The sequence below is a fragment of the Alistipes communis genome (genome assembly GCF_006542665.1).
In the GTDB taxonomy this organism is placed as follows: Bacteria; Bacteroidota; Bacteroidia; order Bacteroidales; family Rikenellaceae; genus Alistipes; species Alistipes communis.
The window spans coordinates 2,723,187-2,743,343 of record NZ_AP019735.1; the positions used below are offsets into that span (position 1 = coordinate 2,723,187).

Here is a 20,157-nt window from a genome sequence, read left to right on the forward strand (position 1 = left end):
ACAGAGCACAGGCAGGATGCAAAGAAGTAAAAACGCAAGCGTGTATCGTCGTTTCATAGGCTTGGATCAGTAGTTCAACAGGGGTATCACTTCGTCGAGAGAGGTCTCGCCGCGTCGGAAGAGGTCGACGACGGCATCGCGCAGCGACGGTATGCCGCGTTCGGCCAGCAGCGGTGCGACGTCGGTGCGGCCGGAGCGTACGGCAGCCGCCAGCTCGTCGTCCATCGGGATCACCTCGTAGACCGCCCGCCGGCCTGCATAGCCCGTGTAGAAACAGCGTTCGCAACCCACGGGTTCGCAATAGCGGTCGATCGCGACGTCGGGCAGCAGGCGCCGCACTTCATCGGTCGCCTCCGCGTGGCGTTTGCAGTGGGGACAGAGCAGGCGCGCGAGACGCTGCGCGACGGTCATTACCAACGTATCGGCCACCAGGTACGGGTGTACGCCCATATCCGACAGACGGGCTACGGCGCCCCAGGCCGTGTTGGTGTGGATCGTCGAGAAGAGCAGGTGTCCCGTCAGCGACGACCGCACGGCCATCTCGGCCGTCGCCCCGTCGCGGATCTCACCCAGCATGATGATGTCGGGGTCCTGCCGCAGGAAAGTACGCAGTGCGGCGGTGAACGTAAGGCCGATCTCCTCCTTGAGCTGCACTTGATTGACCCCTTCGAGCGTGTACTCGATCGGATCCTCGATCGTGAGGATGTTGTCCGTCAGGGCGTTCAGCCGCCGCAGCGTGGCGTAGAGCGTCGTGCTCTTGCCCGAGCCCGTAGGGCCGCAGATCAGCACCATGCCGAAGGGCCGCGCGATGGCGCGGCAGTAGTCCTCGTACTGCCTTGCGGAGAAGCCGAGGTTGCGCAGTTCCAGCAGCTCGACGCGGCGGGTCAGCAGGCGCAGCACGATCTTCTCGCCGTAGATCGTCGGCAGCGTCGAGACGCGCACGTCGAACTTCTCGCCGTCGCGGTCGTAGCCGATGCGCCCGTCCTGCGGCAGCCGTTTTTCGGAGATGTCGAGCGAGGCGAGGATCTTGATCTGGTTTACAAGCGGCATGTACTGTGCCCGCTCGACGACGTAACGCTCGGCGAGCTTGCCGTCGATGCGCATACGGATGCGGCAGCGCTGTTCGTAGGGTTCGAGATGGATGTCGCTGGCGTTGTCGCGCAGCGCCTCGCCCACCAGCGCGAAGAGGAACTGCCGCCCCTGTCCGATCTCGGCCGTGCGGCCCGCGGCGGCGCTTGCCGTCTGTGCTCCGGGGCGGTAATGTTGCAGCAAAAGCCGTTGCAGGTCATCGGCGGCGATCGGCACGACTTCGACCTGCCAGCCGTAGAGTACCTCCAACTCCTCGGCAGCGGCCGTGTAGTCATGTCCCGTCTCGCCGTAGCAGCGTATCCTGCCCGCCTCGCGTGCGAACGGCACGAGGCGGTACTCGGCGGCCTCCTGCGCCGTGAGCAGGCGGAGGATCTCCGTGGGGATATGTGTCGGGGTTACAGCCATAAGCGGAGGAATTGAAGGGCGGCCCAGCCGATGAGCACAATGCCGGCTGCGCCGACGAAGGGGATCGTGCGACGACGACGGCCGCAGCAGACCCACCAGAGGAGGGCGACGACGCAGGCGGCGATCAGAAACCGCAGAAACTCCGTCGGTGCGAACAGGGGTGCGACGGCAAGCAGGAAGAGAACGTCGCCGGCACCGAATGCGTGCCGCACAGACAGCCGCCGCAGGCGGAGGTAGCCGAAGAGAGCCGTTCCCGATAAAAGGAGCAGCGCGGCATTGCCTGCCGTTTGCAGCAACATCGTCCGCCAACCGAGCGTGTGCCAGCTCACCCCGACAGAGACCGTCCCCAGCACCGCCAGCCACGACGCGTCCACCCGTCGCGTGCGGAAATCGTCGCGGGCCAGTACAGCGGCAGGCACGAGCAGCAAAAGGTAGGGATAGGGAGCAGGGAACATCGGAGGGCTGTTAGAGGGTATTCGGGATTCGGTTTTTCGAGATCGGCAATACGGGATAGCTGCGTATGAAAGCGGGTGCAGGCAGATACCTTGCCCCGCGGCGGCCGGTCAATCCTTGACCGTCTCGCGCAGATTTTTATCCTGGTCGATCTCCCAGACATTATAAACTCCGTCGCCGTCGAAATCCACGACGGCAGTCGCCGTGGCGCGGAATCCGTGCTCCGTCGCCTCGACGATCTCGACGAGGTAGTTGGCCTGACCGCCGTCGGTCACCAGCCGTGACTGCTCGAAGCCCAGCTCGTCCAACGATGACGAATAGCGCGAATACGTGTAGAAATTCGACCGCTGCAACGTATGCAGGTAGGTAAGCTGCTGCTGAGCTTCGGTGGCCTTGGCTCGCGAGATCAACGGCATCAGATTCGGCAGCGCGATCAGCACCAGAATACCGATGATGACCAGCACGACCAACAGTTCGGGCAGCGAAAAGCCGCGGAGACGACGACACGGATAAAAAGACAATGTTTGCATAGACGGTGTTCGTTTGCAAACAAAGATAAGGTGGCTTTTGATTGATTTTTCGAAGAATATACCTTACATTTTAATGCATAAACACCTGAATATTAATATGTTGATGAAAAATAATCTATACATACGCCTTTCACTTGTTTTTACCTTGTTCTGCCCTGTACATAATTCGGGAAAACCTGATGACTGTTCGAGGAATAGCTGCCATGAAAAAGGACTTCGACATAGAGGTCCAAGACATAATGAAAGTATGGGATTATTGATGCGTTACGGCAAAGAAATTCTTAAAACCGATTGCCAGCATAGGTGCCATACACGTTATAATTCTGAGGATCGATTCCTATAACAAACCGAAAAAACGCGACGAAGGATCAGTAAAGTAAAATAGAATATGATGCATGAAGATTTATCGGTTGTTGACACCGGATAACCCCGATATGTCTTATTCGAAAATGATAAAATCTGACATATACCTCAGTCTCCGCCGACAGATTTAGTCACATTTACGATCTTTGCTTTTATCCGGTGATGTTTCACGTAGATCGACCCGACCTTTCCGACCCGGAAAATAACACATAATGCCCGATTCGAGAATCCCGCTTCCATCAGACATAGAAATTCCTTTTCTGCCGGTGTCAAGTTGCTCCGGCGATGTCTTCGACAGTCGGACAAACGTAACGAATCATTTACGATATGATAATTCGAAAGCCGCTTAACAGATGCAAGCTCCTTGCAACGTGTATGAAATGAAACAGGATCATTGTTATATAAGTACAACAAATCCAGCCACTCCTCGATATAACGCAATCTGTTTCGTGCCAAGAGTTCGGCTTGCCGTCGTTGCTGCCATAAACGGTAAAGAATACCTGCCTGCAACATAATTATGGCACACAATATGAAAATCATAGTGCATACAATTTGTCGTCTCGAAAAAGTATGCACGGACTCTTTGTTTGCCCCAACTCCGGTGACCAAACCATATAGCAGCAAGCGAAGAGCCGTGCATAACACGATTCTCTCGCTGTCTACCGCTATAATGAAATTGGTCTTTGAGTTGTGAGCAGACAGAGAAAACCCGATAATAATTATCGTCTATTTCAAAGATAGAAATTATTGTACAATCCGGCAAATTATTAGCTGGAATTTTTATTTTTTCCTGCCTTATACAATCATTTGCATAAGTCGCTATTGTGACATCTCATTATTCTTATGAAAATCGATCGAAGAGCTATTTCGATCGATTTTTATTTATTGTATTATACATTAAGCACTTATACGCTTTACTTATTGTTTAGCTCCTATTGTACTTATTATCAATAGATTGCGATTTTACTTCTGGAATGAAATTCCGTTGATAAGATTATATTTTTGATTTCTATTGATAATCAGAAATTTAACAAGCAACGTGTAATATATACATTATGCCGTTTGAACAAACGGAGTCGAAATATGTATTTTAATTTTGTTACATCGGCATATGCTCGGCATTCCGAGCGGTTCAGACCGCCACGATCATATTTTCATAAACTATCAAACACTAACCTTATTATGAAAAGATCTTCTCTTTTATTTCGAACTTGTATTGGGTGGCTTTTGTTCGGAGTTTTATTTTTACAATCCAGCTATGCACAAGATTATAGCAATACAAACTCGACTGCCATGCACGCCGTACTCAGTGACGGTTATTTCAAGCCGCAATCTCCTGATGTATGGAGTATGATTAAATACGGTGATGCTAATATTGATTATTATAGTGGTAGACTGGGGTTAAATATTCCTATTTATACTTATGATGATCCGGCTTTTAAAATTCCTATTTCCATTGATTACGCTTCGAATGGTTTTCAACCAGGAGCAAGTATAGGAGTGGTCGGTATGGGTTGGTATCTCAATGTAGGAGGTGCAATTACACGTGAAGTGCGTGGTATTCGAGATGATGCGATAAAAGAAACATTCGATTGGCGTTGGGGAGCAAACGAAAATGAAACTCTCAAATGGGATCAAATAGTATATCCGGATGGAGTTCCCGGCTCTTGGGTTTATGCCAGATCTGTTCGTATCGATGGATATGCTCAGAACTATTTTAATTCGGTTCCCCAAGACTCTTTAAATTTTGTCTATACAGGTGCCGCAGGACAAGAGTATATGCCTTATTGGGTAAACCATAATAACGATCGTCAAGGCATTGAAACCGAGCCAGATATATTCCATTTTAAATTCATGGATTATTCTGGATCGTTTATTCTTCAACCTAATAGACAAATAAAAGTTTTCAATACGAACACACCAGCTGGAGAATTCGAAATAAAATTTGATATGGATAATTCACAGCCTTCTTTAAGTAAGTTTGTTATTATTACAGGAAATAAAACCAAATATTACTTCGAATACCCGATTACCTGTCAGACTCAAAGTGACATTTCCAGTTCTCTCGATACTGGATTCAATTTTACCTGGAAACTAACTCGCATCGAAGCTCCCAATGGAGAAACAGTACGCTTTGTATATAATAAACAACAAGCTGATTATACAACTATAACACCGGTAATAAATATAGACAAAATCGTATTATCCAATATTTCGGGAAACGAGTTGCCTCCCGAACATCAAATTCAGGATCCCCAAAATATGCCTTCTTCCAAATTTACGGTTTCCAATTCTGTTCATGAACATCTGTTGGATAGTATCATCATAGAGAATAGAGCCAATATTGTTTTTACATACAATTTTAATTCTCTTTTAGCTTCAGTACAGGTTTATAATAATACAGACGAAAGTCCCGTAAAGACTTGCACATGCGAATATGTTAAGACAACAGGAAATCGATTAGTTCACTTCTTGAAGAAAGTTAATCTATCGGATGTGGGGCAATATGCAATGGATTATTATGACGAGACGGCCCAATACGAACATGATCATACTTTTAAGGTCGATCAATATGGATATTTCAATAATAATGATACTTATGCAAAGAAGACTCCTTCTGCTGATTTGCAAAACATAGCGGAAGATCTCCGTACTTTGCGTCCTTCCAGTGAAACACATACTCGAATGGGAATGTTAAAGGCGCTTCATTATCCTACTGGGGGATATTCAAATTTCATTTATGAACAAAATACAGCATTTCATCAAGGAAAAAACACGAATGTTGGGGGATTGCGTATCAAGCAAATCGATACTTACTCTAAAGAAGGAAAACAAACACAGAATCGCAAATTCAGTTATTGCCAAAAAGATGATTCAAACAAAAGTTCTGGAAAAATATTGCAATATCCGGGGTATTATTTTAAATATACAGCAGCTTCACAAGGAGTATATTTAGTAGATAAAGAAGGTAAACAATATTCTTCGGGAGTTATTATTGATCGAGAAATTGTTTCGTCATTGAATAATATCGGATTCTCACAAAATTCATACATCGAATATTTACGGGTGGTAGAAGAGATAAGGAAACTAACGAATGATATTAAACCAATTTCTATTACCGAATATAACTTTCATTCTGCGGATGGAGTGCTTTCCGATGGAGGACTCCCCACAGAAGCCTATGAAGCCATCTCGAATAATCGATTGTATTCTTTTGATAACTGGAGGCTTGAAATGGAGTTAGCTCCTTCCTCAGAAATAAATGAATATATGAGGGTTACTTCGACATTTACAGGTGGTAAACTCCGGTCAAAAACAGAATATGCCGAAGATCTGGATCACCCGGTAAAACATGAAAGTTATTCATATGGTTACTATCAATCAGAAGACCCTATTAATGTATATACAGCGTATTTATGCCAGGCAGTAAATCATTTATATCGAACAAATGCCATATATCAAAATCAAAAGATCACAGAATTATACAATAAAGATTCCGTGTTAATCTACAACAATGAAACAAAGTATTTAGTCAATGATTTAGGAAGAACTAGTGCTGTTGTACAAACAGACAGCAAGGGAGATGAAATTCGTGAAATGTATTCTTATTTGGATCGTGTACCGGCTTATCCTACGGAGATTATTAAAACCAATAAGGGAAACGTGATTTCTGCAATGAAAATTGATTATGAACAGCAAAGTAATGCAGAGGATCATTACACTCCTTTGAAAGTTTGGAAAGGAGCAGTGGGAGTAGCTCCTCTGAATATTGAATATCGCCCCGATTGTATATACAGCCATTACGATACACACGGAAATCCTCGTCAGGTAGTCGATAAAAACGGTAAGACGACTTGCTATTTTTGGGGATACAATGGACGACATATCGTCGCCAAGGTTGAAAATTCGACTTACAATATCTTGCTCGGATATGGCATCGGAACTACCTATTCCGAAGCGTTGCCTGCGGATGTCGAGGCTCAGCTGCGAAATGACGAGGAGGAAAATTTTATCGTTACGACCTATACTTACAAACCATTGGTAGGTATAACGAGCATCACCGATCCTTCGGGACATTCGGTCTACTATGAATACAACGATAGCGGAAAATTGAAAGTTATCCGCGATGACAAAGGCAAGGTATTGAAATCCTATGATTATCATATTGTAACCGACAATCAATAAACAGACGCATAGTATGAAAAAGATATATCTGTTGCTGGTGCTGTTGTTCACCGGTCTGCAATCCGTATTTGCACAATTTATTTGGCACTCCGATCTGGGTACACCTCACACAGGGACGGTTTCTCTGTCGTGGGATACACGCAGCTATATGTTTCAAGTCGACAACGGCGAAGAATTCGGCAGCACAGGCGATATCTGGGATGCGCTCGATGCGCAGCTCCGAGCAGCCGGTATTACGTGGATCCGTGTAAATTCTGTCGAAAATCCGGCAGACGGAACTTTCGAAGTATGGTTCGATTTGGACGAGAACAACGAAAATTTCTCGCGCTCCATACATCTCGGGTATAGCTATGGGCCATACTTTGTCCTAACGCAGGAATGTCGAAATCAGCAGCAAGAACCTTGGGCCGATCTGCCTTCCGACCGTCGGTTCGTTATCGAACCGGGAGAGGAAATCGAGATTCCAATCTATGATACAAAAGACGGAGTAACCTATGACGTTTTACGATACTATTCGGAAGACGACGTGGAAATTTACGACACGTTTATCGGTACGGGAGGTGACTGCTATTACATATCAGCTTTTCCCGAAGGGGATTTCGGATTTCAATTCGCAGGTTCGGAGTTCAGCGTAGTTTATTCCGATCCTTTTGCATATCGCTATTCTTTCGATGCGACGGCTATGAATTTTCAGGCGAGTGGCAATACGCAACGCCTGTACTTCAATTCATATGTCAAGGACAATGGTGTAACGATTCAAATTACAAGTTCAGAAGACATGGCTTTTCTCAATAGGGCTATTTCGGAACATAATTCAGGAAAAGTTGCGACATGGAACTCGCGGATGCAGCTATCATATGGCTATGACGCAGAATTAGGACTCGGGTATATCGAAATCGCTTGCCCACCCAATCTGACGGATGAGTTCAGACAAAGCACCTTGGGTTTTATGAATACTTCGGGGCGGAAACCGACTGTATCTCAAGATTTCGGAGGATCGGTTCGGACGGTTCCCGTATCATACGAATACGACAAAGAGACTTCTCAAATTATTGCGACAGTTGAATATACACAACCATTCGTAACGTATACGCTTTATAGGGAAAACAGCTACCTGCAAAGTCTTACAGGAAACGGCGATCTGTTACGTCTCTCGACTCCTGCTACATCGGGTTACTATCACATTGTTGCTACCTACTCCGAGGACGGTCTGAGCGACTCTGCCGAATTGGAGGGCATCCGCTACGACTCCGGCATGCTCTCTCTTGACGACGAGCAGAACTGGATTCTGACACGAACCTTCAACTACGACAACCACGGGGATGCCGAGGAGGAACAAATCACTTATGATGTAAGCTATTACGACGGATTGGGATATGCATCGCAAAACGTACAAATTTACGCCAGTGGCGACGAACAGCAGAACATCGTGCAACCGTTTGCCTACGATGGCTTGTATCGTGAAGAATTTCGATATCTGCCTTATGTTCGTGATAACGATAACGGGCGGTACGATGATGAAGCGATATTGCATCAGGAGAATTTTTACAGAGCGAAATATGAACTGGGAACGGCTTCTGCCTGTGCATATGTTCATACCGCATACGAACCTTCGGCATTGAATCGGGTATTACGCACACATAAACCCGGTGCGGAATACCAATCTGATACCCGTTCCGTGCAGACTTCTTATATGGGTAATGCCGTGTCGACGGCTCTTCGCCTGCGTGTCGATCCCGATGATCGTTCGCTGACAGCCGACGGTTATTATGCCGCCAATGAACTCTCCGGCACACGTTCTACGAACGAAGACGGTGCCGTCATCATAACGTATACGGACAAAGACGACCGCACGGTCTATGAAAATCGGCAGCTGCGCAACGGAAGTGTCACCGAGAATATAATCACCTACTATGCCTATGACGACTGCGGACGTCTTACGTGGGTTGTGACACCCAAAGGCAGTGACCTACTCTCCGTCGGATCGAGTTTTTCTCCGGAGAGCGATTTCGCCAGACAGAACTGTTACGTCTATTTCTACGACGAGTGGGGACGGGTCTATGAAAAACGTTTTCCGGGACGCGAGCCGATGTATATCGTCTACAACCGGGGCGATCGGCCGATGATGATACAGGACGGATTGATGCGTGAGAAGAATCAATGGCTCACCTTCCATTACGATGGTGCGGGGCGTATAACCTCCCAGCGGCTCGCAACGGACTCCGGATTGACGCCGCTTACGCGCGAAACATTGCAAATGTCATTCGATACGAATTCTTATCCGCAACTTTATCCTTCGCCCGCATCGCAAATCTTGACACAGCATGTCTATGACCGATATCCGACGACGATGCCTGCGGCTTTGGCTTTTGAAGAGATTCCCGACATGACCTGCGATCTGACGGGTATCGAGCCCGAAACACTGCTCGATACTTCGACGACGGGACTTCCGACCTATGAAAAGTTGACTGCGATTACGGATTCCTCGATCGGCGGAGAATATCATCGTGCCTACTACTACGACTATAAAGGGCGTGAGATTCAGCGTGTGGAATGCGACTTCGAGGGCAATATTCTCCGCACGACCAGCCGATACGATCTGATCGGAAATCTGCTGGCGCAACGCGAAAGCTATACCCACGGCGGAACGACCGACGTGCTCGACCGCGCCTTCAAATACGATTCGCGCAACCGCATGACCAAAGAGACCGCGCAGTTCAATGACGGAGAGCAGGCCGTGGTCGCCTATACCTACGACGATCTCGGACAGCTTATCGGCAAGACTTATGGTACGGGAGCACATGCCATTCATGAGACAATGGATTACAACATGCAGGGGTGGCTCACTGAGAAGTCCAGCGAACTGTTTGAGATGCGGCTGCGTTATCACGATCCCGAATCACATCTGAGCGATCGCGCCTCCTACACTGGAAACATCTCTTCATGGTGGTGGAAACATCGGCTTATCAACAACGATAACGACAGTGAAAATCGCCTCTATGCCTTTACTTACGACGATTTGGCACGCCTTGTCGACACGGAGCTCTATCTCGATGATTCGTACGGTGCATCGAACGAATTTGTGGAAAATGGCATCACCTATGACAAAAACAGCAATATTATTACGCTGAACAGGTCGAGTCTGTCGTCGGATGATATGAAGGGTTATCGGTTTTCATATTCTGGTAATCAGCGAATTAAGGACGAAACAAGCAACTCGGACTACGAATACGACGCCAACGGCAATATCCATAGGGATGCCTTGACGGGCTTTTATATTTACTATAATTTACTTAACTTGCCTACGGTGATTTATACCGAAGGGGATATGGGATTGTACTACACCTATCTTTCCGACGGTACGAAGATCGAGGTGTGCGGATACGACGATAGCGAGCCGACTCGGTACATAGGTTCTTTGGTATATAATGACGGGACATTCGAAAGCGCCTCGTTCGGCGGCGGTCGGATCGTCGGTACGAACAACGGCGCGAACTCGGAGGTACACTATTTCCTGACGGATCATCTGGGCAGTACGCGCGTCGTGGCGAAGGTGACGCCGACAGGCCGCGAAGACCTCGACCGCAAGGATTACTATCCCTTCGGCAAAGAGTGGACGCAATCGGGTATGCCGACTTCGGATAATAGGTATACCTTTTCCGGAAAAGAGCAGCAGCATCTTCGAGGTCAAGTCGTAAACTATGCCGACTTCGAAGCACGGTTCTACGATTCTGAAACGGGCATTTTCTTACAGCAAGATCCTTTATCGGAATATTCATTTCAAGTGTCTCCCTATGCTTACTGCGGAAATAATCCTATTAATAGAATTGATCTTGATGGAAAAAGGTGGGATGACCCTATTCAAGATGCAGAAATAGCCCGACAAATTAAAGACGCGATTAACGCGGCTCTTAATGCATTAATAAGTCAGGAAAAAAGGATAAATAACCGAATTAATAAGATCAATGATAACACTAAACTAAGTCAGGAAAAGAAAGAAGAACGAATTGCAAAAGAAAAACAAAAATTAGCAGAAATAGATATACAGCAAGATAATCTAACCTATCTTTCAGAAGGTATTGATAAAATGGGAAGTGAAGATAATCCTAATATCTTCACATTTGAAACAGTAGAGGATGAAGATGGACTCACTTCAACTAATACCGATGGAGTGACGACGATGCGAAATAATGGGACATTCTATAATCGTGTTCATGAAGCTACTCACGGAGCTCAGATTGCATTAGGAGATCTTAGAGTAAATCAAAATGGACAAGCATTGGGTGGCCTTAGTACCCCGGCTCGTGAAATTCAGGCTTATCAAAATCAAGCTGTATTGGCTGGATATGAAACTCTTCCTTTCTCAGATCACGGAGGTCGGCCTACAAAATTGAAGGGCATAACAGCACCTTGGATAAAAGGGATAAAAAACAGTAATGGTCAATACGTGTATTAAAAAATATGAGAGTATTTATGAGAGTATTAAAATATGGGATATTATTTGGAGGATTATTGATGTTTATTTCATGTGCGACTTCACAACATTCTATTATAGGAAACTACAAAAGTTATTCTGAATTGTTACAGTTGACTGTAAATAATACATTTAAGTACCGCAATTTTTCCGTCGTTAGCGGAAGCACATGGGCATATGGGCAATGGAAAAGAATAGGTGATAATAAGGTTCAGCTTATTTCAGTAAAACATGACAGTATTCCCATAAAAGTTTTCGAACAGAGATGTGATATTGAGGATCGCTTAATTATTTTACCAAATCGAGATCGTTATTTTTTAGAAACAAACCTGTTTATCCAAATCAATGGAAATAATTATAAGATCGCTAAAGATTGTAGTGTTTTAAAGTTATCAAAGCTTAAATTTCCTAAAATAGAAACGATTGCGCTCGTAGCATTCGAAGATGGCAAATTAAGAACTGAAAGAGCCTATACATATTTGCGTACATCAGTTTATCAAGTAAAAAATAATGAGAACAATGTCTTTTATGTAGATTTTTTACAAGATGACTTATTTGGCCTTTATCATTTGTGGGAGATTGATGATACCATAACGATCAAAAAGAATTCATTGATATGGAATGGTCAAAAATTTAAAGTTATGGGAAGGCTAATGTTTGATTGAGAAATCGGCGTCGTGAATTTTCACGACGCCGATTTCCAATAACAATATCCGGCGAAACGCCTTGATGGGCTTTTATATTTACTATAATTTACTTAACTTGCCTACGGTGATTTATACCGAAGGGGATATGGGATTGTACTACACCTATCTTTCTGACGGTACGAAGATCGAAGTGTGCGGATACGACGACAACGAACCCACACGTTACGCAGGTTCTTTGGTATATAATGACGGGACATTCGAAAGCGCCTCGTTCGGTGGCGGTCGGATCGTCGGTACGAACAACGGCGCGAACTCGGAGGTACACTATTTCCTGACGGATCATCTGGGCAGTACACGTGTCGTGGCGAAGGTAATGCCGACAGGCCGCGAAGACCTCGATCGCAATGATTACTATCCCTTCGGCAAGGAGTGGGCACAGCCCGATATGCCGACATCAGATAATCGGTATACATTCTCCGGTAAGGAAAAACAACATCTGCGATTCCAAGAGATCGATTATGCCGACTTTGAAGCACGGTTCTATGATGCCGATACGGGAATTTTCCTACAGCAAGACCCAATGGCGGAAAGTTATTATTGTATTGGACAGAACGTTTACTGTATGGGTAATCCGATAACGTTCTTTGATGCCGACGGACAAAAAGTATATACAACTAATTTAACGAAACCTGCTCATAAACAAGCTGTGCAAAATATGATGCAGACTAAAGAAGGACGACGAGTATTGGGACGTTTTATGACAAAAGGCGAGTCGTTATCAGTAGGAGGTACAACATTTACGGCACAACAAACCGGAGATCGCAGTAAAGATAATCTGAGTTTTATGTCTGTCGATTTAAGCAAAGGGACAGAAGGCTATACTACAATGGGGACAAAAGATGGAAAAAACTTAGCTGATCAATCTTTCGGTTTGTCTGATAATGTCGTGGACGGAGTAAATATTGGCGTATATCTCAATAATGATATAACGCAGGAAGAAACAGCAACAATGGCAGCAGGGCATGAAATGCTCGTACATGTAGATCAACGCGCGAATAAATTGAATGAAATAGATAAAAATATAGAAACAGGGAAATATAGTAGTAATCCGAAACAATATACAATTGATGTAAACAATATAGTAAGTCAAAAGGATCACCAACTGTTAGGTCAAGGGAAAATAATTTCCTATAAAAAATTCACACAGGAAATGACTGAAATGACAAAGAATTTGAAATATATAGATTTATATAAAGAAGATGTTACCGGTCATTAAATAAAAGAGCTATGAATAAAATATTATTGGCAACTCTTATCTGTGAAGCACTATTAGCCGGATGTTGCCGTGAAATATATGTTACGGATTTACCGATTGATATTAAAGTTCAATATTTCCCTAATAAAAAGCAAATAGAGCAAATAGAAGTGTCCGCTAAGAACCTATCTTATAATATTTGGTTCTATTCAGATGGAACTCTACACAGTGAGGATATTTGGACAAAATACAATAGTGATAGTATAGAGTCTCTGGGGCCCAGTATTGGCTATGATTATAAAGGAAATATTTCAGGATATGCACATGCATCAATCGATAAATCAATCATGTATCATCCTAATGGAAAGGTTCGAGATATTATACGATATGATACCTTGGGACAACGTGAGGGCATCGCGGAATATTATACCGAAGAAGGTGTATTGGATAAACGACTGCTGTTCAGAAAAGATACTTTGAACAAAGTTCTTTTAGACAATAAACTCTTTCCCAATCCTCCACTTGATATGTGGATGTTGCTTGATTCTATAAGGAGAGTTGAATATCGCAATAAGAGTTCTGAATAAATTTTTAATAGCCTATCGGAGAAGACAGTACTGCGAAATAATATTCGCAATACTGTCTTTTGTTATATTACAAAATTGAAAAATTGTTATCGGATCTTCCAAAATTTCCTATATCAAACTGATCTGCGAGAAGTCTCGTGAATGCGGGACTTCTTATAAAAGAAGAGAATAAATAAAGTAAAATATAGATTTATTTTTAAGATTCCGCTGTTGCATCGTTTATGAGATGGTAAAAATTGTATTTCGCTTGACAATTCATTCATACGACCGTTCTTATCGTCTTAATTGTATTCCAATTAATTATTTCATGTCATTGATTTAATTACATTTGGCTCTCGTTTTCATTTTACCGCTCCGCCCGACTCTCGTCGTTCTCCATCCAGATCGTCCGCTTTCGTTCGTAATCAAGAGTTTTCCACCAGGTGTTGCAGGCATCGAGGAACGCTTGTCTCCCGTCATCCGCCGGATAATTCGCCGCAGACAATCCCGTAATCCGTTCCATTGTCGGGAAGTCCACTGCTAACCACCAGGCATCGAGGTTATCTCCGAACTCTTCGAGCGAGCAAAACCATACGTGCTCCTGACACGCGTCGCACCATTGATCGTCAGAATCCGCGTCTATCGAAGATGCGTATTTCAGCGTATTAGGATCGACCCATGCCATCATCTGTATTTCCCGTGAGCCGCATTCCTGACAGACAAGGACTCTCGGCTCCTTAGCAGGGCATTCCTCGTCTTGTCCTCGAACAGCACACGCAATGTGCTCGATCAACAGCCGTCGGTTGTCTCTATCGAGAGCGACACAGAATCGTCGGGCCCCATCGCACAGGTCAGGTGCAATACTTCGGCACCACACTTTCCACACGCTCGCAGCCCGTGTGCCGAAGATCGTCATACACGACTGAGGGGATACGGAGCGTTGTAGATTCGGCAGTAGGCGATCGAGACGTCAAGCGCATTCCATTGCTCCTGCGGCAGAGATTTCTCCGTATGGCGGTAGTACCCCGGTTGCAGGGTGACGTATTATACCCGATCGCCGCACTACTGACTGTCGATTCGATGTATCATTTCATGGTATCGACCGTTTCGGCGTTCTTCTGCGTCAGGCTGTGTTCGTGGTCGTAGAGCGGATTCAATGCCCGTAACGTGTCGAGGGTATGACTTTATGCAGTCATTTATTATTCATTGAATAAATTGCAGGTATTTCCTTGCAATGGAAGACTTCTGCAATGGTTTCGTTATGCTGCGAATTTACCGCCCAGCCGGGATTCGACACGATCGATCGCATCCTCGATCATTATCGGCGTAGTCTGCGCATAGATCTGTGTCGTGGTGATCTGTTTATGTCCCAGCATCTTGGAAACTGTTGACAAAGGAATACCCTGTGAAAGGCAGAGTGTCGTGGCAAACGTATGACGCGCTGCATGAAAGGTTATGTGCCGTGAGATACCGCACTGTTTGGTAATACGACGCAAGGAGCAATTGATACTGCTAGGTTTCGGCATATCGAATGCAAGCGGTGACGGAGCTGTTCCGCGATATTTTTCCAGAAGACGCAAAGCTGCAGGTAGAAATTTGACCATATATTCTCCTCCCGTCTTGCAACGGTTACCGTGTATCCACAGGTGCCCCTCCGTGTCCGGTATGATTTGCTCACAGGTCAGATAGCGCATGTCTTTGTAGCAGATTCCCGTAAAACAGGAAAAGAGAAACAGGTCGCGGTGGTATTCGTGTTTGGCACTCTTCAATCGTGTCGTCTGAAAAATCCGCAGTTCCTTCTCGCTGAGAAAAGTTCTCGGTTCCTTCGGAGCGGAATAACTGTAGGAAGCGAACGGATTACGCGGCATAAGACCGTTGTTGAACGAAATTCTCACCACGTTGTTCAAACAATCTATGTAGCGGCATGCGCTGCCCGCCTTCAAATGGCAGACAGTTTTCAAATAGACGTGGTATTGCTCGATGAACGACTGTTCCAATTCGAGCAGCGGAATATCGTGGAGGTTGTACTCGTATTTCAGAAAGGCACGGAGATGACCCAGCACCGCCCGATAGCGCCACCAGGTACTTTCCGAGCGATCTACGCCGATACGTTTGAAAAGATCATTCGTGTAATGTTCGAAAACATCCACAAGAGTCCGGTATCGTTCGCCCATACCCAGCCAGGCATTCTTGACCTTTTCAGCCGTGACGTAGGCATCGTGATCGCAAATCGACTGATAGTGTTTGCCGATCTGGATGCGGATATTGTCCAGATGGCGGTTGATGCGTTCCGACTCGACGCTTTTGCCTTTGGCTCGGCCGCCTTTAACCTCCCACAGTTGTTCCGGAACGTTGATCTTGGCACTGAACTGTGAAATCGTGCCGTTGATCGTGCTGCGGCCCATAACCGGATAGACTGCACGCGGGGTGTTCTTTGTTCGTTTGAGGTAGAACAAGACCTTGAAAGTACTGCGCATAAACTCTGCTTTTTTAAGGTGGACAAAAATAATTTCGGCAGAGTCATCCGGCCTCTCGATATTTCTACCGATATTATGATGAATAACAATCTGAATATCAGATAATATGCTTTAATATACTTTTTGTAGATAGCCGTTGTGATTTTTTGGGGAGGGGGGAAGGTGTAACCCAGCTGCTTGCAGGAAATCCACGAATCGAAGATATTCCCGAAGAATCGATTGGGAAGTTTTTTCTTTTGGCTTGATCTCAATGAATCGAAGACGTCAGCCGTCGATTGACACGATCCGTTCCATGCGCACGTACCACAGATAGCCTTCCACCTGCGTGTATCCGATTTCGCGCAGCAGTTCGATGTATTCGCCGAGCTGCCGCCGGTGGTCGGGGTTTTCGCGGAGTCCGAACTTGTAGTCGACCACTACGGCGCGCCCCTCTTTCACCATCACGCGGTCGGGCCGCCGGATCGTCCGCTCGGCAGTCTGCTCACGGCGTGTCCGCCGGATGCGGGTGCGGTGGGGGACGATGATCTCGTTCTCGTTGCGCACGATGTTCCATCCGTCGTCGAACCATCCGGCGACGAGCGGATCGTCGAACTGGCGACCGATCGCGCCTGCCAGCGCTTCGGCATCGGTGGGCGACAGTGCAGCGTCGGCGACCGCACGGCGGATGTTGTCGTCGATCTCCTCGCGCGTGGTTGCATTCTCAAAGGCGCGGTGCATCAGAATGCCGAGATTGCGCGGGGCGAGTTCCACCTCCTCGCCCTGCTCGAAATAACGGTCCGACGGGAGCCGCAGCCGCAGGTCGGGGACGGTCGTAGGGTAGTCGTCCAGAACGACGTGCAGCGGTCGTTCCGCCGACTGCTCTTCCTCGGGTTCGGGTGCGGCCGCGACGCCGAACTCGAAGGTCTCGCCCGCCTCGCCGGCCGTATAACGGCCCGTCGTGCTGCCGAGCCGTGCGACGTCGCCGTCGTGTCCGAGACTTTGCAGCAGCAGCGACCCGACGTTGGCGCCCCGCTGCGACTGCGGGATGAAGATGCAGAGCACCTCGACGGCGCGCGTCAGCGCCACGTAGAGCAGGTTGATATTGTCGACGTGCGTGTAGACCAACTCGCGGTAGTAGGCTTCCGAAAAGAGCGATTCGCCCATCGTCCGCTTGTAGCGCACCGGAAATTCGCCGAGCGCCGCCAGCGGCGCGGTCTCCACCTGTTCGGTGCGCGGTGCGGCCCATACGACATTGTTGGCGCCGCCGCCCGTCTTGGGGTCGAGCGGCCAGTTGCAGTAGGGGATCAGCACCACCTTCTTTTCGAGTCCTTTGGCCTTGTGGACGGTCATGATCTCGATCGTCGATTCGCTCTCGTCGACGCTGAGCGAGCGTGCGGCCCCCTGCTCTTCCCACCAGTCGAGGAAGAGCGGAATGTCGGCCACGCGCCCCGTCGAGAAGCCGATGATCTGTTCGTGAATGGCTTGCAGATAGGCCGTTTCGCCGCTTCGGCGGTCGAGCCCGTAGCGCATGACCAGTTTCTCGAAAGCCTCTTCGGGCGACAGCAGGCGGATCGTGCGCAGGAAATCGGCCTCCTCCGGCGGCAGCTGCGCGTCGAACGCCCGTCCCAGGTAGCGGTTGTAGACGGCTTTGCGAACCGAATCCTGCTGTTCGACCGCCAGGCGGAGTGCTGCCGCGACGAAGCCGCTCACGGGAGCACGGCCGATGACGAGCGCCTCCTGCGTCATGATGTCGAACCGGTAGCGCGGATCGTCGTTGCGCCGTTTGAAATCGAGCAACTGTTCGGCCACGCGTGCGCCGTCGTTGCGTCCCCGCACGAGAACGACGATCTCCTTGGGACGGAACCCCCGGTCGATCGTCTCCTTGATCCGTTCGATCAGCGGCGGATCCCCGGCGAAGGTCTCGATGTGGACGTACCCTTCGTTGCGGCTCTGTTTGCAGGGGCGCTGTGTGTGCGACGCGTAGGCTTCGGCGAGCGTACGTCCCAGTTGCGCGGCGAGCGGTTGGGCGATGGCGCCTTTCGCGACACCTTCGTCGAGCGTACCGCACAAGGCCGTGCTGTCGATCTCCACGACTCGGTCGATTAGCAGGTTGTTGAAATTGACGATGCCGCGCAGGCTGCGCCAGTTCTCTTCGAGCGGCTTCACCTCGACGTTGTCCGCCCCCAACGCCTCGACGGCGCCGCTGTGGAGAATCTTCCAGTCGCCGCCCCGCCAGCGGTAGATCGACTGTTTGATGTCGCCTACCAGGAGCACCGACGTCTGCTCGCTCTGCGCCATGGCGTTGTGCAGCAGCGGCAGGAAGTTCTGCCACTCCTTGACCGACGTATCCTGAAACTCGTCGATCATGAAGCGCTCGAAACGATTGCCGACTTTTTCGTAGATGAACGGCGCGTCGTTGCGGCCGATGAATTTCGAGAGGATCTGCTTGGTTTCGGAGAGGAACAGCACGTTCTGCTCGTCGCACAACTCGCGCACCTTGGCGTAGAGATCGGTCAGCAGTGCGAAACTGCGGTAATTTTCGCGCAGCAGTTCCGCCGTGTTCCACAGCCGGACGTGTTCGTCGTAGAATGCGCACAACTCAGCGAGCAGGGGTTGCAGCAGTGCGGCGGCCGCGACTACCGCAGGCGATGCGGTTTTCGTGCACCAGCCGTCGGTCGACAGTGCGCAGGTGCGTACCGTCTTCGTTGGCGGGACGATCTCGCCTGCGGCGACCTTGCGGAAGATTTGGGCGAAACTGTTGCGCCCGCCCTTGAAACTTTCGGGAGTGACGCCTGTCTGATTCATTCGTTCGACCGCCTGTTTACCAATCGCTTGGAAATGTCGTTTTGAAGCGGCGCTTCGGGTCGTGGCCTCGTTCACCTGCCGCACGAGCGTCTCCTTGTCTCCGGCTGCGGCCAGTGCGTCGCGATTGCGCTCCTTGAACAACTCGTCGCCCAGCGCGAGGATACCGTCGCGGATGTCCCACTTGGCGCCGTCGTCGATGCGCTCCTGCACGAAATCGGTCAGCCAGCGTTGCAGCTCCGGGTCGGAGGTGATTTGTTCGACGAGTGCGTCGGCGCTCTTGGTCAGTACCGATGCGGTCTCCAACTCGATGTTGTAGTTCAGGTCGATGCCCAGCTCCTTGATGAAGGCCCGCAGGATGCGTTGGAAAAAGCGGTCGATCGTGAGTACCGTAAAACGCGAATAGTTATGCAGAATGCGCGTGCGGGCCGTGCGGGCGCGGCGGCGGATTTCGGCCTCGTCGAGCCCCGTCTCGCGCCGCAGCAGGCTCATGTATCCGCTCCGCTGCCCCGACGCCAGCGTGTTGATCTCCTTCAGGATGCGCGTCTTCATCTCCTCGGTTGCCTTGTTGGTGAAGGTGACCGCCAGAATCGCGCTGTAACTTTCGGGACGTTCGATGACGTCGTGCACGTATTTGTAGGCCAGTTGGTAGGTTTTGCCCGATCCGGCGCTGGCGTTCAGTATTTTCGCTCTCACATTCGTCGCGTGTTTTCTACCAAAGGTACGAATTTCCCCGCAAATCGACGCGGGAAACGGGAATTTTCGTACCTTTGACTTCGTCTTAGATACTTCTGTCTCGGCATAATCAAGCTGGCGCTTGCTTCTGCGCTCGACTTTTCGTACCTTTGACTTTACCTTGGTTCGGATGCTGTGCCTCGGCAAAATGCTGCCTGCGTTTGCTTCTGCGCTCGGTTTTCCGTATTTTTGAGAAA

General features: G+C 48.3%; 11 protein-coding genes. 5 read left to right on the forward strand and 6 right to left on the reverse strand.

Going from position 1 to position 20,157, the window contains the following annotated elements:
- Positions 1-66 precede the first annotated feature (66 nt).
- The 3 genes from FMF02_RS11095 to FMF02_RS11105 form a co-directional block, all read right to left on the reverse strand.
- Positions 67-1,494, reverse strand: a complete 1,428-nt coding sequence (locus tag FMF02_RS11095; protein ID WP_141413195.1) for a GspE/PulE family protein — start codon at positions 1,492-1,494, stop codon at positions 67-69.
- Complete coding sequence (locus FMF02_RS11100) at positions 1,485-1,949, reverse strand: prepilin peptidase (RefSeq protein ID WP_141413196.1); 465 nt, start codon at positions 1,947-1,949, stop codon at positions 1,485-1,487. Before FMF02_RS11100 ends, FMF02_RS11095 begins: the two co-directional genes overlap by 10 nt.
- Before the next feature lie 108 nt (positions 1,950-2,057).
- The gene (locus FMF02_RS11105) at positions 2,058-2,477 is read right to left on the reverse strand and encodes a type IV pilin protein (RefSeq protein WP_141413197.1); all 420 of its coding nucleotides are present in this window, start codon (positions 2,475-2,477) and stop codon (positions 2,058-2,060) included.
- Positions 2,478-4,022: 1,545 nt separating this feature from the next.
- On the opposite strand from FMF02_RS11105, the gene FMF02_RS11110 reads away from it, so the two are divergent.
- The 5 genes from FMF02_RS11110 to FMF02_RS11130 all read left to right on the forward strand — a co-directional run bounded on the left by FMF02_RS11110 (position 4,023) and on the right by FMF02_RS11130 (position 13,988).
- Complete coding sequence (locus FMF02_RS11110) at positions 4,023-7,025, forward strand: hypothetical protein (protein WP_162502304.1); 3,003 nt, start codon at positions 4,023-4,025, stop codon at positions 7,023-7,025.
- 13 nt (positions 7,026-7,038) lie between these two features.
- Positions 7,039-11,481 (forward strand): DUF6443 domain-containing protein, encoded by a 4,443-nt coding sequence (locus FMF02_RS11115; RefSeq protein WP_141413199.1) that lies wholly within the window; start codon positions 7,039-7,041, stop codon positions 11,479-11,481.
- A 17-nt stretch (positions 11,482-11,498) separates the two neighbouring features.
- A complete protein-coding gene (locus FMF02_RS11120) occupies positions 11,499-12,164 on the forward strand; it encodes a hypothetical protein (protein ID WP_141413200.1) in 666 nt (221 codons plus the stop codon).
- A gap of 127 nt (positions 12,165-12,291) precedes the next feature.
- Positions 12,292-13,422 carry an RHS repeat domain-containing protein gene (locus tag FMF02_RS11125; RefSeq protein WP_244611572.1) on the forward strand — a complete coding sequence of 377 codons (1,131 nt, stop codon included), beginning with the start codon at positions 12,292-12,294 and terminating at the stop codon, positions 13,420-13,422.
- An 11-nt stretch (positions 13,423-13,433) separates the two neighbouring features.
- A complete protein-coding gene (locus FMF02_RS11130; protein WP_141413201.1) occupies positions 13,434-13,988 on the forward strand; it encodes a toxin-antitoxin system YwqK family antitoxin in 555 nt (184 codons plus the stop codon).
- A gap of 346 nt (positions 13,989-14,334) precedes the next feature.
- Here the strand turns inward: FMF02_RS11130 and FMF02_RS11135 are convergent, their stop codons facing one another.
- From FMF02_RS11135 to FMF02_RS11145, 3 genes are all read right to left on the reverse strand, one after another.
- Positions 14,335-14,655: a hypothetical protein gene (locus tag FMF02_RS11135; protein WP_141413202.1), complete on the reverse strand. Its 321-nt coding sequence runs from the start codon at positions 14,653-14,655 to the stop codon at positions 14,335-14,337.
- 571 nt (positions 14,656-15,226) lie between these two features.
- Positions 15,227-16,444 (reverse strand): site-specific integrase, encoded by a 1,218-nt coding sequence (locus tag FMF02_RS11140; RefSeq protein WP_141413203.1) that lies wholly within the window; start codon positions 16,442-16,444, stop codon positions 15,227-15,229.
- Positions 16,445-16,708: 264 nt separating this feature from the next.
- Positions 16,709-19,921, reverse strand: coding sequence for a UvrD-helicase domain-containing protein (locus FMF02_RS11145; protein WP_141413204.1), 3,213 nt, complete (start codon positions 19,919-19,921; stop codon positions 16,709-16,711).
- Between the last annotated feature and the right edge of the window lie 236 nt (positions 19,922-20,157).

What these genes read in the sequence shown, in the direction of transcription:
- FMF02_RS11105 (WP_141413197.1), bottom strand. Translation starts at nt 2,477, where the DNA reads ATGCAAACATTGTCTTTTTATCCGTGTCGTCGTCTCCGCGGCTTTTCG.
- FMF02_RS11110 (WP_162502304.1), top strand. Translation starts at nt 4,023, where the DNA reads ATGAAAAGATCTTCTCTTTTATTTCGAACTTGTATTGGGTGGCTTTTG.
- FMF02_RS11125 (WP_244611572.1), top strand. Translation starts at nt 12,292, where the DNA reads ATGGGATTGTACTACACCTATCTTTCTGACGGTACGAAGATCGAAGTG.
- FMF02_RS11120 (WP_141413200.1), top strand. Translation starts at nt 11,499, where the DNA reads ATGAGAGTATTAAAATATGGGATATTATTTGGAGGATTATTGATGTTT.
- FMF02_RS11115 (WP_141413199.1), top strand. Translation starts at nt 7,039, where the DNA reads ATGAAAAAGATATATCTGTTGCTGGTGCTGTTGTTCACCGGTCTGCAA.
- FMF02_RS11135 (WP_141413202.1), bottom strand. Translation starts at nt 14,655, where the DNA reads ATGATGGCATGGGTCGATCCTAATACGCTGAAATACGCATCTTCGATA.
- FMF02_RS11095 (WP_141413195.1), bottom strand. Translation starts at nt 1,494, where the DNA reads ATGGCTGTAACCCCGACACATATCCCCACGGAGATCCTCCGCCTGCTC.
- FMF02_RS11100 (WP_141413196.1), bottom strand. Translation starts at nt 1,949, where the DNA reads ATGTTCCCTGCTCCCTATCCCTACCTTTTGCTGCTCGTGCCTGCCGCT.
- FMF02_RS11130 (WP_141413201.1), top strand. Translation starts at nt 13,434, where the DNA reads ATGAATAAAATATTATTGGCAACTCTTATCTGTGAAGCACTATTAGCC.
- FMF02_RS11140 (WP_141413203.1), bottom strand. Translation starts at nt 16,444, where the DNA reads ATGCGCAGTACTTTCAAGGTCTTGTTCTACCTCAAACGAACAAAGAAC.